This is a genomic window from Virgibacillus tibetensis (genome assembly GCF_036026595.1).
Classification (GTDB): domain Bacteria; phylum Bacillota; class Bacilli; order Bacillales; family Amphibacillaceae; genus Virgibacillus_P; species Virgibacillus_P tibetensis.
Genome location: NZ_JARZFX010000012.1, coordinates 1 through 14,533, shown reverse-complemented (window position 1 = coordinate 14,533; position 14,533 = coordinate 1). Strand labels below are relative to the sequence as shown.

Below are 14,533 nucleotides of genomic sequence, written 5' to 3'. Positions count from 1 at the left end.
ACACATACTGACTTTTTCTTCTTAGCTTGATACAATGCCTTATTATAAATTCGAATACCATTTACTAGCAGCTTCAACTTCTCCAGGTGTTAGTTGATGACCTCTATCTTCCCAATGCATTTCAACTTCTACGTTTGTCTTTTCTAATATTGACTTTAATTCCATGGATTCAGCTGGCGAACAAATTGGATCGTTTGTTCCAGCCGCAATAAAGACGGATTTTCCCGACAAATCAGGAATCTCCATTCCTCTTCTAGGAACCATTGGGTGATGAAGAATAGCACCCTTCAACGCATGTTGATAATGGAATAATAAACTTGCAGCTATATTCGCTCCATTTGAGTAACCAATGGCAATAATATTATCTCGATCAAAATCGTACATCTCTACAGCTTCATCAAGGAATTGATTTAATTCTTTGGTACGAAGTATAAGATCTTCTTCATCGAAAACTCCCTCTGCCAACCTCTTGAAGAAACGGGGCATTCCATTCTCCAGAACATTTCCACGCACACTTAATACAGAGGCTTCGTCGTCAATTCTACCCGCAATTGGCAATAGATCTAATTCGTTTCCTCCCGTACCGTGAAGTAAAAGTAAAGTCGGTTTATTGGAATCTTTTCCTTTATTAAAAATATGTTTCATTATTTATCCTCCTCTAGCACTTGAACCTTCACAGAAGGTAAGGCATCTTCTAGTTCATCTCTTTTTGACTTTAACCATGAAGGTAGCATAAGTTTTTCCCCTAGTTCGTTCAGTTGTTCATCAACAGCAAAGCCTGGTGAATCGGTTGCTATTTCAAAAAGAATGCCTCCTGGCTCATGAAAATAGAGTGCTTTAAAATAGTTACGATCAAGAATTTCTGTTGGGTGGTAGCCATTTTCCTGCAGAAGTGATCTCCACCCATGGTGTTCATCGTCATCTTTTGCTCTCCAAGCAATATGATGAACAGTACCAGCCCCCATCAAATCACGAACAGATGGAGTGAGCTTAATATCAATTGTATTGCCGAGCTGTGCTTCAGATTTAAATCTAAGATAGCCCTCTTCTTGACCAATGCATTCAAGCCCCAAAATATTCTCAAGTACATCTGCTGTTTTATTTGGCTGCGCAGAATTTAACGTTGCTCCACCAAATCCTTTTATGCCAACCTTTGAATCGATATCTCCAATGTTCCAATTATTTGTTGGTCCTTCATTTCTTTCTACCAATTCTACTTGAAGACCATCAGGATCTTTAAAATTTAAATATGTTTCCCCAAACCGAATGGATGTCTCAGTCTCCACCCCGAATTTTTGTAAACGGCGCTCCCAAAATTCAAATGAATCGGCCGGAATGATATAACTCGTAACTCCAACCTGTCCTGTTCCAATACGTCCTTTAAGCTGTTTTTGCCATGGGAAAAATGTTATAACAGTCCCTGGGTCACCAGATTCATTACCAAAATATAAATGATACACTTCTGGCCGATCAAAATTTATCGTCTTTTTTACAAGTCTTAAACCAAGTACACCTGCATAAAAATCAATATTTCTTTGAGCATCGTTAACCATCGCCGTTATATGATGGATCCCTGCCGTTTTTGGCATGCTCTCCCCTCCATTTATAATAGAATTTTTAACTTACTATTTAGGTCTTGCTATTGAAAAAGCATCACCAATTTTTGCATAATCATGCCCCGCTAACCGGCTGATGGCACCTAAACCTCTTGGGTCAATTCTTCCATTTTCATAAATAGCATTATCAATATGAAACTGTACAACCTTACCTATAATCAGATCACTGCCAGGTGTACCCCCATCTCCTAATTCTATCGAATGCTCGAGCGAACACTCCATTCGAATTTTAGCTTCTTTTACCCCAGGAACAGAAACTTTAACACTGTCAATCGGTGTTAATCTTGCTCGTTCAATTTCACTTTGATCAGGCGTAAGGCTTGCAGCTGTTTCGTTAATTTGCCTTACATTTTCTTCATCAACAATATGAACAACAAACTCCTTCGAGTCTAAGATATTTCTTGATGTATCCTTTAGTTTCCCCTCTGACCGCTGAATAGCTAATGAAACCATTGGAGGGTTGGATGAAACTATATTGAAATAACTGAAGGGAGCACCATTCACCGTACCTTCTTTTGAAACTGTAGTGACAAAAGCCACCGGTCTTGGGATAATACTACCTGTTAAGAACTTATAATTTTCTCTTTCGGTGTTTTGAACTGGGTCTATTGAAAGCAAATAAATCATCCTTTCACGATTTTTAGTCTAACTCCCTAACCTCAAACGGAATTACTTGTTGTTCAACCTTTGCTCTATGGCGTTCATATTGTTTCGGTAACATCAAATTTTCTCCCATTGTTTCTTTTGATTCATCAATAGCAAATCCTGGAGGGTCTGTAGCAATTTCAAATAGTATTTCCCCATGTTCTCTAAAGTAAATAGCATTAAAATAGTTCCTGTCTTGTACAGGGGTGACACCATATCCAAAACTTTCAACATATTTTTTCCAGTCAAGCTGATCTTGATCGTCACTTGCTCGCCATGCAATATGGTGTACTGTACCTACACCCATTTGTCCACTGCCAACGGTTGTTAATTTTAAATCAATTACATTGCCTATATCACTGGATGAACGGAAACGAATAAAATCTCCTTCTTCTCCAACTCTCTCAAGTCCCATTACGTTTTCTAGCAGTTCTGCAGTTTTTTCTGGTTTCTTTGATAAAAGTGTTGCTCCACCAAAACCTTTGATTGCAGTATCAGATGTTACTTTACCAAACTGCCAGGTGTTCTTTTCCCCTTCTTCCCTTTCCACGATTTCCAGATGAAGTCCATGGGGATCATCAAATTCCAAGTATTCCTCTCCAAAACGCTCCGTTTTTGTAAAGATAACATTGAACTTTTCCAGTCTGTTTTCCCAAAATGCCATTGCACCTTTTGGAACAACATAGGAAGTTACCCCTACCTGACCATTACCGATTTTCCCTTGATAGGCATTTGCCCATGGAAAGAACGTTATAATAGTACCCGGCTTTCCACCATCGTCTCCAAAATAAAGGTGATACGTCCCCGGATCATCAAAATTTACTGTTTTTTTCACTAGGCGTAATCCTAAAACACCTGCATAAAAGTCTGCGTTTTCTTGTGGATGACCTACAATTGCTGTGATGTGGTGTATACCAGTTGTTTTTTTCATTTAATTTCAGCTCCTTTTCTTGATTTTATGGTTCCTAAATTTCATTTTAATTCTTACCCTTTTAATACCAGGAATAACATATCTTGAATTCTAAATAATCGATTAAAATAGTATGAATTAATATATTTTGAATTAAATATATTTAATTAAAAAAAATTATAGACTTTGGGCATGGTGTCCTAATTTTTTTAATTGTTCAATTAGAACTTCTTTTTCTTTTACGTCTAATCCACCACATATTTCCTGCATTGCTTCTCTATGTTTTGGAAAGACATCATTCATCAGTTCCGTTCCTGCTTCTGTTATTGCTGCGAATGTTATACGCCGATCTTTAGGACAAGGTTTTCTCTCTATTAATTTCTTCTTTTCGAGCTTATCTACAACATAAGTAATACTGCTACTTGCAATCAATACTTTTTCGCCAATTTTTTGGATTGGTTGGTCACCTTTACTATAGATTAATTCCAGAACGGAAAACTCCGTTGGATTTAGTCCTAAACATTTAATGTCCTCTTCCACACGCTTTTTGATTGATTGTAACGCCCTGGACAGAACAACAAATACCTTTAAAGACAAATCCTCTTCATAATGCTTCCTACCTTTTTCATCCATCTTATCCATTCCTTTTCACATATCTCGAATTCAAGATAATTATATAATAACTTAGTTGCATAAGTCAACTGTTGAGGAATTAATAGAAAAGAGCTTATTCACATGACTATGTTCTGGCACCCCACTTTTTAAGTTTTACGCTCATGAACTTACTCATTTATGCACCCACTCTTTTTCTAACAGCCCCAGCAGAAAGGATATTTTCCAGCTTAAAAATCCGAACCCTCTTACGCCAATAACAGTATGCAGCAATCGATTCGTTATTCACACTCAATACTTTGATGAATCTTTGTGTGACATTATGGTTCTGATCCATATAGAAAAGAATTATCCTTTCCTTGTTTTCCATTGAACGAATTAATAAACCTTTCATCTAACCCACCTCTATATTAGAACGTACGTTCTAATTATTTGTACTTATAATACCATAAATTTAACAGAGTGGGAAGAATATTTATTATGGTGACAGCGACTATTTAGAAGAATTTCATATGATGGTCATCCAATTTATGCAAAGTTGTCCAGGAAAGTAGAGGTGTTTAACTTGTGTTCAACAATCGGGATTGTTTAGCACAGTATTCAATTTTCTGGCCATTATATTGAATAATCCGGTTAATTGAGAATTGTTATCACCTAGTGTATATTAAATAGTAACGATATATATAATTGATTAAGGAGAATATATAATGCAAATATACTGGACTAAAATAAATAAGATTATTGATGAATCGCCTGAGGTTAAAACGTACTTTCTCGACTGTCCGGAAGACTTTACATGGGAAGAAGGTTCCCACACCCACTTCGCATTGGAAGGTTTTAATGCCGGAGATAAACCAAACAAAAACATGGTTCGCCACATGTCAATCTCCACCTTACCGCAATCAAATTCAATCGGAATTACAACTCGCATCCGAGAGCAGTGTTCTGAGTTTAAAGCGATTTTAAGAAATCTTGAAATCGGCAATCAAGTTGCACTATTTAAAACACATTCGAATGTACCGCTTAGAAGAGAAGACAAAAATGTTTACCTGCTGTCATCAGGTGTCGGCCTGGCAACTTTCAGACCGCTAGTACTTGATTATTTCGAACGTGCTGAAAACGTCAATCAAATTCATTCCCTGAACATCGATTCATCAAAAGAGTTCCTATTCACTAATATTTTTAAATCAGCACCTGACAAGAATTTCACATCACAGTACGTCGATAACCGTAAAGACTACTATGAAGAAGTGATAAACCTTGCTGCAGACAAGGATGGACTCTTCTATGTTGTCGGCAGCGACGAATTCCTCGTGCAGAACATTGAAGTACTGCGTGAGCAGGGTGTTAAGCCGGAACAGATTATGCTCGACAAGCATGAACAACAACTGCCTAAGTTTTTATCATTCGAATTGTCAATTTAACGAGATAAATAATTTCTTGGCAGATACTAAATAGATGTTCCAGTAACTGGTGCTTTAGTTGAAGAATCGTTGAAAATAAATATAAAGACATAACTAAATGGGAAGAATGAGAATCCGAACAATTGGAACTTAGCGTAGGCAAAATACGCAGACTCCTGTGGGAACAGCACGAGCTGAAGATCCATTGTGTGAAGTGCTCTTCTTCACACAGTTAGCTGAAGCCGTGCCCACGGAAAGCGAAGTATTTTGCCGAAGCGGTACATTTGCTCAGGTGTTAATGGGTTTTTCTGAATAATTCCTCTTTTGTCCCAACCTCAGCTTGTAGAGAAAGTAGGTGTTGCTTTCTCTATAAGCTTTTTTTATTCAGTTAAATTGATGTTAACGTGGTTAATTTTAATGAAATAGACTGCCACACACTTAGCCTAGCTTGGTAAGTGTGTGGCAGTCTTCTTCATGTTCTGGCATGCTGCGGTGAGTAAAACTTGTTCACCTGCATTGTGCAATTCGTTATGCAAATGTAGAAACATTTAATAGTATGATTTCAAGTTTTGCGATAGGTAACGGAACCCTTTATAAAAAAGTAAGCCCTCTTAAATTTGGAGGGCTTACTCATCTTGTATCTATTTGGCTTTGTCTATAACTATCCCTATTGATCGTGATTCTGATACCTAGTCCACTACTTTTATAACGCCCTAATCACCTAGTACTACTTCTGCGATATTTACCGCATGGTCACCAACTCGTTCAAGGTTGCTTATAATATCAACAAAAACTATACCTGCTGTGCCACTGCATTTTGCTTCATTCATGCGTATGATATGCTTTTTACGGTAAGTTCTTTCCATTTTGTCTATTTGATCCTCTTTTTGTATAACTTCCCGTGCAGCATCACTATCGTTTGTATCCAGCGCTTCAACAGCTTGTTTCACCGTTTGAAGGGTTAAATCGAACATCGTATTAAGATCTTCCATTGCTGGTTCTGTTAAATTTACTTTGTTTAATATTTTATAATCAATTAATTCTACTACATTTTCAAGATGATCTCCAATTCGCTCAATATCGCGCACACTATTCATTAATGAAGTATGTTTAGCACTTTCAGACTCTGTCAGGGAACCCGCTGATATGTCTACCAGATAACCCGTTATTTCACGATCAAGGTTATTTATTGCCCCTTCAACCTGCAGAGCAATTTCAGCGTGTTTCTTGTTCTGTGTTTTTACATATAGATGCGCCTCTTCCAACCCTGTATGAGCATAGTCACCCATTCGTATAATTTCTGATTTTGCCTGATCCAATGCCAAAGCAGAAGATTGTTGTATAAAAATCGGATCTAAGTGTTTCGGTTTATATTCAATTAGCGTATCTTCTCCAGGAATCATTTTTGTAACGAGCCAAGCCAATGCTCCTATAAATGGAAATTGGACTATTGTGTTAAGAATATTAAAACTACCATGTGCAAAGGCTATTGTCATTTCTGGATTTAAATTAAATTGAGTTTGCAGTAAAGTGACTAACTGCGTAAATACACCAAGTAATAATAGAACAACAGTCGTTCCAACTACATTAAAAACAACATGTGTAGCAGCAGCTCTCTTAGCTGCTACGGACGCTCCTAATGCTGCTAAAACGGCAGTAATTGTCGTACCAATATTATCACCAAACAATACTGGAAGAGCGGCATCTAATTCAATTGCACCTTGACCAAATAACGATTGCAGAACCCCAATCGTTGCACTAGAACTCTGAACAATTACTGTAAATACTGTACCAATTACTACCCCTAATATTGGGCTTGAACTCATGCTTACGGTTAGATTATGAAATGCTTCCAAGCTGCGTAATGGGGACATACCACTACTCATTAATTCTAAACCTAAGAACAAAGCACCAAAACCAAACACTGTTTGACCAATGTTGCTAAATTTAGGATTCTTAAAGAAAAATATTAGAAAACTTCCCAGAGCAATAATAGGCAGAGCGTACGCCCCGATATCAATACCAATAATAAATGCAGTTACAGTAGTACCTATATTCGCACCCATTATTACTCCGATTGCCTGTCTGAATGTCATAAACCCTGCATTAACCAAACCAATGGTTAATACGGTCGTACCTGTACTGGTCTGTAGAAGTATTGTTACAACAATACCAGCTAATACACCCATAAAGGGGTTACTTGTAAATTTATTTAAAATCTCTCTTAATCTATCTCCCGCTATTCTCTGTAATCCATCTCCCATGTATTTTATACCTAAGAGGAAAATTCCTAACCCACCGATAAACTCAAATAGTAACGTCTGTACATCTATATTCAAGGATTACTCCACCTTTCATTTTTTGCGGATACTTATCACAAGCATTTATCATTCTAATTATGACACTTACATATGTAAACAGGATTCCTAGAAACTTTACAAAAAATTTACATTCAACTAGATGAAATATAACTTCCAACTGTTATGTTTTGCCTATTAATTGTACCTTATACATGAATGCTTTCTTATAGTGTCAAACCGTTTTCTTTGGTTGTCTCCCGAGTTGAGGCCGCTGTCTCCCGAATAGTAGCTGCTGTCTCCCGAGTTGAGGTTGCTGTCTCCCGAACAGTGGCTTCGCTCTCCCGAGTTGAGGTTGCTGTCTCCCGAACAGTGGCTTCGCTCTCCCGAGTTGAGGCCGCTGTCTCCCGAACAGTGGCTTCGCTCTCCCGAGTTGAGGCTGCTGTCTCCCGACTTGTGGCTTCGCTCTCCCGAGTTGAGGCTGCTGTCTCCCGTATAGTGGCTTCGCTAATTTTAGATGTAATAGATATACTGCAGCATTTTATTTACAGGGATATTTATAGGATGGATTGGATTTATCTGTTTTTGCTAACTTGAGGACTCACTTTTAGGTTATTTCTAGTGTTGCCTGCTTTTGACTGGCTCTGTGCAAAAAAACTACCTGTTACCTATTGATTTCATATTGTGTAGTATCTTACTGTTTTCATTTCCAAGAACATCGGGTATAATAATTATAGATACTTTGTATACATTAAAAAGAGACCGCTAGTGCTGATACACTAACGGTCACATACAATAGCCCTTCAAGGGGGCAGCTCACATTTTAGAGACAAAATAACTACCCTAATTAATGCTTACCAGGCTTTAGGGTGGTTATTTTTTTTGATTTGACAGCACGACAACCATTAATGTTCCAAAAGAAATCATTAGAACAAGCGATTCAAATACCGTCATCAGGCATCACCCCCCTCCGTATTTAGAGGTCAGGAGTGAGCCACCACCCATGAAAGCCTTATTGTACAAGTACTAGTATAACAATGAGTAACTATTTTTAACAGAACATATTTTCCTATTTTTATATGAGGCTCGACTATTAGCGAAAGGATCATCAATTCTTCTTCATTAGTAATCTCCCCACACGTAGTTCGTTTAAATTGAAAGACAGTCTCATAATCGCTATATATTTATTTAGATCATTTACAGGCTTTTGTATACCACTCTACATAAATTGACATACTAACTTCATGATTATGGAGATCATCAAAATGCATCAGGGGGGTTAGTATGAAAAGAGTTTCAAGGGTTTTTTACATAACAGCTGCATTGATTATCGTGTCCGTTTTATTGGGAGCCCTTTTCCCCGCAGCTTCGGAACGAATAACAACGGATCTAAAAGCGTTCCTCACAGCTACTTTTGGCTGGTATTACATGTGGATTATGATAGGTTTCGTCGCTATCTCCTTCTTCATTGGGTTTAGTCCTTTTGGGAAAATCCGATTAGGAAAAGATGATGAGAGACCCGATTTTTCGACACCATCCTGGATTGCCATGCTTTTCTCTGCAGGGCTTGGTATTGGTCTCGTCTTTTATGGTGCTGTTGAACCGCTGCTTCATTCTTTTTTAGATGCGCCATTATCCGAACCTGGTTCAGATCAAGCAATTAGAGAAGGCCTTGTTTATACCTTTTTCCACTGGGGACTGCATGGTTGGGCCATGTACGGATTGGTCGCACTATCACTTGCTTTCTTCCAATTTCGTAAAGGTGAACCCGGCTTAATTTCTTCCACATTAAAGCCACTTTTTGGTGATAAAATGAAAGGGCCGTTAGGAAAAGCGATCGACGTACTTGCAACATTTGCAACCATATTCGGGGTTGCCACCTCACTTGGTTTTGGGGTTTCTCAAATTAATGGAGGACTATCACATTTATTCGGAATTGAGGTCGGTTTCGGGACACAATTTATCATTATTTCTATCATTACTGTGTTATTTCTTATTTCTGCCTGGTCTGGCTTAAGCAAAGGGATCCGTTATTTATCCAATACAAATATGGTACTCGCCATTTTATTGTTTGTTGGTATATTATTCGTTGGACCAACATTGCTAATTCTGAATATGTTCACGGAAACGTTTGGATATTATCTGCAAAATTTCTTACAGATGAGTTTCCGTACTGCTCCTCTTGGAACTGATAATCGAGAATGGTTGGAAGCCTGGACTATTTTTTATTGGGCATGGTGGATTTCATGGGCACCATTTGTCGGTATGTTCATCGCTCGTGTATCCCGCGGTCGAACAATCAGACAATTTATGATTGGTGTCATGATTGTTCCAACAGTGATTTGTGCGATCTGGTTCACAACCTTTGGCACTACAGCAATCAGCGTTCAACAAAGTGGAATTGATTTAACTCAATACGCCATAGAGATCGTGAACTTCCACATGTTTGATCATTTACCTTTTTCCTTTCTGTTTTCACTAATTTCAATTACGCTAATTCTAACCTTTTTTATTACATCTGCTGATTCAGCAACCTTTGTACTCGGCATACAAACAACAAATGGTTCTCTAAATCCAGCAAACACCGTAAAAATCGTTTGGGGGTTAGCACAGTCATCCGTTGCTCTTGTTCTGCTGTACGTTGGTGGACTAACAGCTCTTCAGAATACGATTATAGCTGCTGCATTTCCATTTTCCTTTATTGTTATCTTAATGGTCGCTTCTCTCTTAAAAGCGCTTACCAATGAATTAAAGCTGATGAAGAAAGGTAAAAAGTAATGATATAGCTCGAAGCTTTTTCAAGCGAAACCACGGGGACAGTTCCTTGTCCCACGTTCACTCTCATTTCAACACAAGGACCCTGTCCCTGTAGTATACCGAGTGTGATAACAACCTTCTTTAACTAACTAGCTTAAACAAGAACAACTCCTCAAGGAACAAATGAAAAAAATTTTGGTGAAAAGATTTTGTAACTAAATAAACTAGAAAAAGGGATGCTAATGAAAAATAGCATCCCTTTAAAGCAGAATTAATTATCCGTGTTTCGAGCTGTCGATTTACCTTTATTTCGTCTTTGTTCATCAGGTCGTTTGGCTTTATTATCTTTTTTCTTTGGTGCATGTGAGTCTTTAACCATTTTCATCCCTCCGTTTAATTTAAGTATCATCATAGAGTATTGTTATCGGTTTGTTTGGAAATATTCATTGGTTAGTTGCGAATAAAAATCCTCATTTGGCCAACCGTTCTTTATACGGTCCGTAGTTGTAGCTCTGAGTAGTTGTCGCTACTTAGTACCTTTTTCTCATTATTAGTATAGCTTTTTTGAACTCTTACTTATTAGCAGTCTAGGACAGGCTCTTATATTCTGAACGAGTACGCAAGAACTTTTGATCTAGGTCAATCCCCCGCCTCACTCAACTGGAGGGCAGACAATATTGGTACGGCATATTATTCTTCAACATCTTTAGCCTTCTGAAACAACCTCTGGGATCATTTCGAATCCTTCGATTAACGGATTTTCTTCTAATTCAATCATAAGGTATAGCTTCCCATCAAAATGTACTTGTCGTACATGTCTTAATTCTTGTGGACTAATAGACATATCCGCTACTTTTGTTTTGACCTTAATTGATTTCGATTTATATTTAGGTATGATACTACTCGCTTTAAACTCGTATTTCCCGTCATCAATCACTGTCTTAAAAGCATCTTCTACCTTCTCCGTATTAACATCCTCTACTCCACTGCTTTTCAAAACTTTTTCTACATCTCTATAAACTATTTTGGTGTCTCTTCCTCTTCATTTTCTTCAACGACACGATGAATCTCATTATATACATTGAAAAGTGTAGCTGTATTGATTTTCTCACCAGTAACCTTTTTAACAATTTCCTCAAATACTACTTTATCGTCCGCAGCAGTCATTATTTCTTCCGCATTTAATACTTCTTCTATGTAATGATAATCTAGTTCATATGCTTTTCCTGCCGAACATCTGCAGCATTATCCGTAAAGCATGGGAATAGAAATCCAGATATTGGAGCTTTTAAATTGATAATTGGGTCCACGATAAAGCTATATTTGAACTCCTTCTCCACATAGTCAAACAGCAATTCCTTCTTCTGATCTTGTGTTTTATTCATACTACATAGAATTAAGGAATGGGAATATACCGTATCTCGTTCACTTTCTTCCGACTCTTCACTACGGTGTTTCATCGGCTTCATATATCCTCCGCGAATAAAGGTTACGACGATATCCATTTCATATTGCTTATCCTTCAGCATTTTCTCTAGAAAAAGAAGAACACTTTGAATGGTAAGATGTATTTCACAGAAGGTTTACTTGTCATGTGACGTCATCGGCACTAGGACGTCCTGGGACTGCGCTCTGCTCGTCCCACCGAAAACATTTGTCTGTTGGAGCTGGACTTGGCTCTTGCTGTCAGAGAATTTTATAGAGCCAAATTTATATGCTTTTCTTAGTTCAAAAAAAGACCAATGCTCTTTATTTTCCTAAAGCATTGGCCGTACATACTTAAAACAGCTTTTTATCGTTTACTCTTCCGATTAAATGTCCAGCAATATCGGAACAATCATTGGCTCCTTCTTCGTACGGTCTTTTACATATTTTGCGATCGACCTTTTGATTTGTTTTTTCATCGTATTCCATGAATATCTATTTGCTTCATGTAGCTCGTTAATGGTTTCGATTGTAATTTGGTGCATTCCTTTTCGGAGTTCAGAGAAACTCTGATCCACAAATCCACGAGAAATAAATTCGGGTTCTAAGAGCAATTTTTCTTCCTGCTTATTCATAGGTATGATAATCATGAGCATACCATCCGTAGAAATTTGTTTACGGTCACGTAATACAAATTCCATATTCCCTACATCTACTCCGTCGACATATGTGTCACCGCTCGGTATGTTTCTCGTACTGCGGGCAGTAGAATCTTCAATATCCACTACATCACCATTTTTCAATATAAATGTATGACCTTCCTCTACACCAACGGATTCTGCGAGCAATCGGTGATGATGCAGCATTCGATATTCACCATGAATAGGTATAAAGTATTTCGGCTTCATAAGGGTAAGCATGAGTCTTAAATCTTCTTGATAACCATGACCTGAAACATGCATTCCCGAACTACTTCCTGAGCCATAAATAACATGAGCTCCAAGTTTATATAAGTTGTCGACTATGCTAGTTACATTCCGTTCATTCCCTGGAATTGGACCAGCTGCAAGAATAACCGTATCTTCCGGTAAAATCTCTACATCGCGATAGTTTCCAGTTGACAGTCGATTAAGGGCTGCCATAGTCTCTCCTTGGCTCCCGGTACATAGAATCGAAACCATTTCTGGCGGCAATTCATTACTATCACGGGCATCGATTAACATGCCTTTAGGTACGGTTAAGTAACCACGATCCATCGCAACCTTTACTACATTTACCATCGACCGCCCAAGTAAGACTAGTTTGCGCTTACTTTTATGCGCAGCATGGACAACCTGCTGGATACGGCTAACATTGGATGCAAAAGTAGATACAAAAACCTTCCGTTTTGCCTTGATAAATATCTGTTCCAGATTTTTACCTACCATCTGTTCGGAAGGAGTATACCCAGGTCGTTCTGCATTGGTACTTTCCGATAATAAAAGTAGCACTCCTTTTTCCCCGATTTCAGCCATTTTGTGAATATCTGGTCGTTCATTATTTGCAGGGGTTAAATCAAATTTGAAATCCCCAGTATGTACGATCGTTCCATTAGGTGTATCAAATACAACCCCTAAACAATCTGGAATACTGTGGTTCACTTTGAAAAAGCTAATTTTTATTTCACCGATCTCGACTACTGAATTGGGGTTGATATCAATTAGTTCACTTTCTCGTAATAATCGATGTTCTTTTAATTTGATCTCAATTAACCCCAGTGTGAATCGGGTCGCGTATACTGGAACATTTATTTTTTTCAAGAAGAAAGGAATACCCCCAATATGATCCTCATGGCCGTGTGTAACAATTAAAGCACGCACTCTGGTCTGATTTTCAACAAGGTAAGAAATATCGGGTATTATTAAATCAATTCCTAATAAACTCTCATCTGGAAACTTATTTCCACAATCGATGAGAATAATATCGTCCCCATATTCGATGGCGTACATATTTTTCCCGATTTCATTTAACCCACCAAGGGCAAAGACTGATAAAAGATTATCTTTTATTTCCATATTAATCCCTCCCAGTTACAACTTTTGGTTAGTATACCCTTGTTTTTTGATTTTATCTGTGGGAGATATTTCTGACATAGCAAGAGCGATTGCTTGTTTAGAGTAAAAAACTTAATCACCCTGTAGAAGCAGAGTTTTATGATTCCTTTAATGATGAAAATGAACGTGGATCGGCTGCTTTTGAAGCCGTGTATCCGATAATAAAAGACATAGAACTGGATCGTGATATGACAGATGAAGAAGCTTTTACAACATCTCTTCAAGCTTTTAACATACCTGATAAACTCGCAGAGGGCTTGGACACGCTTTGTTGTGGATGGGCAAGCCGAGGTGTTGCATTTGGAGATGGAAAGGTAAAACATTAATGTATCACCTGTACAAGAGGATATGGATTTTAATCAAGGTAAAGAAGAAAACGAAGGTACAGTATCCGTGGATGAAGGCCTAAAAGTGTATGAGAACAATTGCTTATCCTGCCAAGGCGCAGAAGGAGCAGGCGGTCATAATGGATCAAATTTACAAGGTATAGGTATGGATAGAGAGCAAATAATTGAACAAGTAAAAAATAGAAGTGGCGGAATGCCTGGATTTGAGGGTACGTTAACAGAAGAAGAGATAGAAGCAGTCACAGAATATCTCTTAAGCCTTGAAGAAGAAGGCGGTTAACTAGAGCATAAAAAAGGTAGTCATCCATCTGATTGGGTGACTACCTTATTGTTGTTAATTTGCCGTGGCTTTTTCTGTTAATGGAACGTGGATTAATCGATCGTCCTCATCAATTGGATTCCCACGGGTATCATGATTATTGGTAATC

13 protein-coding genes and 2 pseudogenes are annotated in these 14,533 nt (G+C 38.0%); 5 read left to right on the top strand and 10 right to left on the bottom strand.

Going from position 1 to position 14,533, the window contains the following annotated elements:
• Positions 1-42: 42 nt before the first annotated feature.
• The 6 genes from QGM71_RS17160 to QGM71_RS17135 all read right to left on the bottom strand — a co-directional run bounded on the left by QGM71_RS17160 (position 43) and on the right by QGM71_RS17135 (position 4,177).
• Entirely contained in the window at positions 43-645 is a 603-nt protein-coding gene (locus QGM71_RS17160) for an alpha/beta hydrolase (protein WP_327608798.1), read from the bottom strand.
• The gene (locus tag QGM71_RS17155) at positions 645-1,589 is read right to left on the bottom strand and encodes a ring-cleaving dioxygenase (RefSeq protein WP_327608797.1); all 945 of its coding nucleotides are present in this window, start codon (positions 1,587-1,589) and stop codon (positions 645-647) included. Before QGM71_RS17155 ends, QGM71_RS17160 begins: the two co-directional genes overlap by 1 nt.
• 36 nt (positions 1,590-1,625) lie before the next feature.
• Complete coding sequence (locus tag QGM71_RS17150) at positions 1,626-2,234, bottom strand: flavin reductase family protein (protein ID WP_327608796.1); 609 nt, start codon at positions 2,232-2,234, stop codon at positions 1,626-1,628.
• 22 nt (positions 2,235-2,256) lie between these two features.
• Entirely contained in the window at positions 2,257-3,192 is a 936-nt protein-coding gene (locus tag QGM71_RS17145; protein ID WP_327608795.1) for a ring-cleaving dioxygenase, read from the bottom strand.
• A 156-nt stretch (positions 3,193-3,348) separates the two neighbouring features.
• Positions 3,349-3,804, bottom strand: coding sequence for a MarR family winged helix-turn-helix transcriptional regulator (locus QGM71_RS17140; protein WP_327608794.1), 456 nt, complete (start codon positions 3,802-3,804; stop codon positions 3,349-3,351).
• 157 nt (positions 3,805-3,961) lie between these two features.
• On the bottom strand, positions 3,962-4,177 hold the full coding sequence (locus tag QGM71_RS17135; protein ID WP_327608793.1) for a hypothetical protein: 216 nt from the start codon (positions 4,175-4,177) through the stop codon (positions 3,962-3,964).
• 313 nt (positions 4,178-4,490) lie between these two features.
• Between QGM71_RS17135 and QGM71_RS17130 the strand changes: the two genes are divergently transcribed.
• The gene (locus QGM71_RS17130) at positions 4,491-5,207 is read left to right on the top strand and encodes a ferredoxin reductase domain-containing protein (RefSeq protein ID WP_327608792.1); all 717 of its coding nucleotides are present in this window, start codon (positions 4,491-4,493) and stop codon (positions 5,205-5,207) included.
• A 692-nt stretch (positions 5,208-5,899) separates the two neighbouring features.
• Here QGM71_RS17130 and QGM71_RS17125 read toward each other — a convergent pair.
• Positions 5,900-7,525 carry a Na/Pi cotransporter family protein gene (locus QGM71_RS17125; protein WP_327608791.1) on the bottom strand — a complete coding sequence of 542 codons (1,626 nt, stop codon included), beginning with the start codon at positions 7,523-7,525 and terminating at the stop codon, positions 5,900-5,902.
• 177 nt (positions 7,526-7,702) lie between these two features.
• Here QGM71_RS17125 and QGM71_RS17120 point away from each other — a divergent pair, with 177 nt between their 5' ends.
• On the top strand, positions 7,703-8,080 hold the full coding sequence (locus tag QGM71_RS17120) for a hypothetical protein (RefSeq protein ID WP_327608790.1): 378 nt from the start codon (positions 7,703-7,705) through the stop codon (positions 8,078-8,080).
• A 276-nt stretch (positions 8,081-8,356) separates the two neighbouring features.
• Here QGM71_RS17120 and QGM71_RS21880 read toward each other — a convergent pair whose 3' ends face one another.
• Positions 8,357-8,437: a putative holin-like toxin gene (locus QGM71_RS21880; protein ID WP_407703047.1), complete on the bottom strand. Its 81-nt coding sequence runs from the start codon at positions 8,435-8,437 to the stop codon at positions 8,357-8,359.
• A gap of 330 nt (positions 8,438-8,767) precedes the next feature.
• On the opposite strand from QGM71_RS21880, the gene QGM71_RS17115 reads away from it, so the two are divergent.
• Positions 8,768-10,261 carry a BCCT family transporter gene (locus tag QGM71_RS17115; RefSeq protein WP_327608789.1) on the top strand — a complete coding sequence of 498 codons (1,494 nt, stop codon included), beginning with the start codon at positions 8,768-8,770 and terminating at the stop codon, positions 10,259-10,261.
• 685 nt (positions 10,262-10,946) lie between these two features.
• Here QGM71_RS17115 and QGM71_RS17110 read toward each other — a convergent pair.
• Both QGM71_RS17110 and QGM71_RS17105 read right to left on the bottom strand, forming a co-directional pair.
• Positions 10,947-11,790, bottom strand: a pseudogene (locus QGM71_RS17110) (DUF4317 family protein); the annotation flags it as partial.
• A gap of 261 nt (positions 11,791-12,051) precedes the next feature.
• Positions 12,052-13,719 carry a ribonuclease J gene (locus QGM71_RS17105; RefSeq protein ID WP_327608788.1) on the bottom strand — a complete coding sequence of 556 codons (1,668 nt, stop codon included), beginning with the start codon at positions 13,717-13,719 and terminating at the stop codon, positions 12,052-12,054.
• A 128-nt stretch (positions 13,720-13,847) separates the two neighbouring features.
• Here QGM71_RS17105 and QGM71_RS21875 point away from each other — a divergent pair.
• Positions 13,848-14,084: pseudogene (locus tag QGM71_RS21875) on the top strand (hypothetical protein); the annotation flags it as partial.
• A 22-nt stretch (positions 14,085-14,106) separates the two neighbouring features.
• A complete protein-coding gene (locus tag QGM71_RS17095) occupies positions 14,107-14,385 on the top strand; it encodes a c-type cytochrome (protein WP_327608786.1) in 279 nt (92 codons plus the stop codon).
• Positions 14,386-14,533 lie beyond the last annotated feature (148 nt).

What these genes read in the sequence shown, in the direction of transcription:
- QGM71_RS17160 (WP_327608798.1), bottom strand. Translation starts at nt 645, where the DNA reads ATGAAACATATTTTTAATAAAGGAAAAGATTCCAATAAACCGACTTTA.
- QGM71_RS17155 (WP_327608797.1), bottom strand. Translation starts at nt 1,589, where the DNA reads ATGCCAAAAACGGCAGGGATCCATCATATAACGGCGATGGTTAACGAT.
- QGM71_RS17145 (WP_327608795.1), bottom strand. Translation starts at nt 3,192, where the DNA reads ATGAAAAAAACAACTGGTATACACCACATCACAGCAATTGTAGGTCAT.
- QGM71_RS17140 (WP_327608794.1), bottom strand. Translation starts at nt 3,804, where the DNA reads ATGGATGAAAAAGGTAGGAAGCATTATGAAGAGGATTTGTCTTTAAAG.
- QGM71_RS17135 (WP_327608793.1), bottom strand. Translation starts at nt 4,177, where the DNA reads ATGAAAGGTTTATTAATTCGTTCAATGGAAAACAAGGAAAGGATAATT.
- QGM71_RS17130 (WP_327608792.1), top strand. Translation starts at nt 4,491, where the DNA reads ATGCAAATATACTGGACTAAAATAAATAAGATTATTGATGAATCGCCT.
- QGM71_RS17120 (WP_327608790.1), top strand. Translation starts at nt 7,703, where the DNA reads ATGCTTTCTTATAGTGTCAAACCGTTTTCTTTGGTTGTCTCCCGAGTT.
- QGM71_RS21880 (WP_407703047.1), bottom strand. Translation starts at nt 8,437, where the DNA reads ATGACGGTATTTGAATCGCTTGTTCTAATGATTTCTTTTGGAACATTA.
- QGM71_RS17115 (WP_327608789.1), top strand. Translation starts at nt 8,768, where the DNA reads ATGAAAAGAGTTTCAAGGGTTTTTTACATAACAGCTGCATTGATTATC.
- QGM71_RS17105 (WP_327608788.1), bottom strand. Translation starts at nt 13,719, where the DNA reads ATGGAAATAAAAGATAATCTTTTATCAGTCTTTGCCCTTGGTGGGTTA.
- QGM71_RS17095 (WP_327608786.1), top strand. Translation starts at nt 14,107, where the DNA reads ATGGATTTTAATCAAGGTAAAGAAGAAAACGAAGGTACAGTATCCGTG.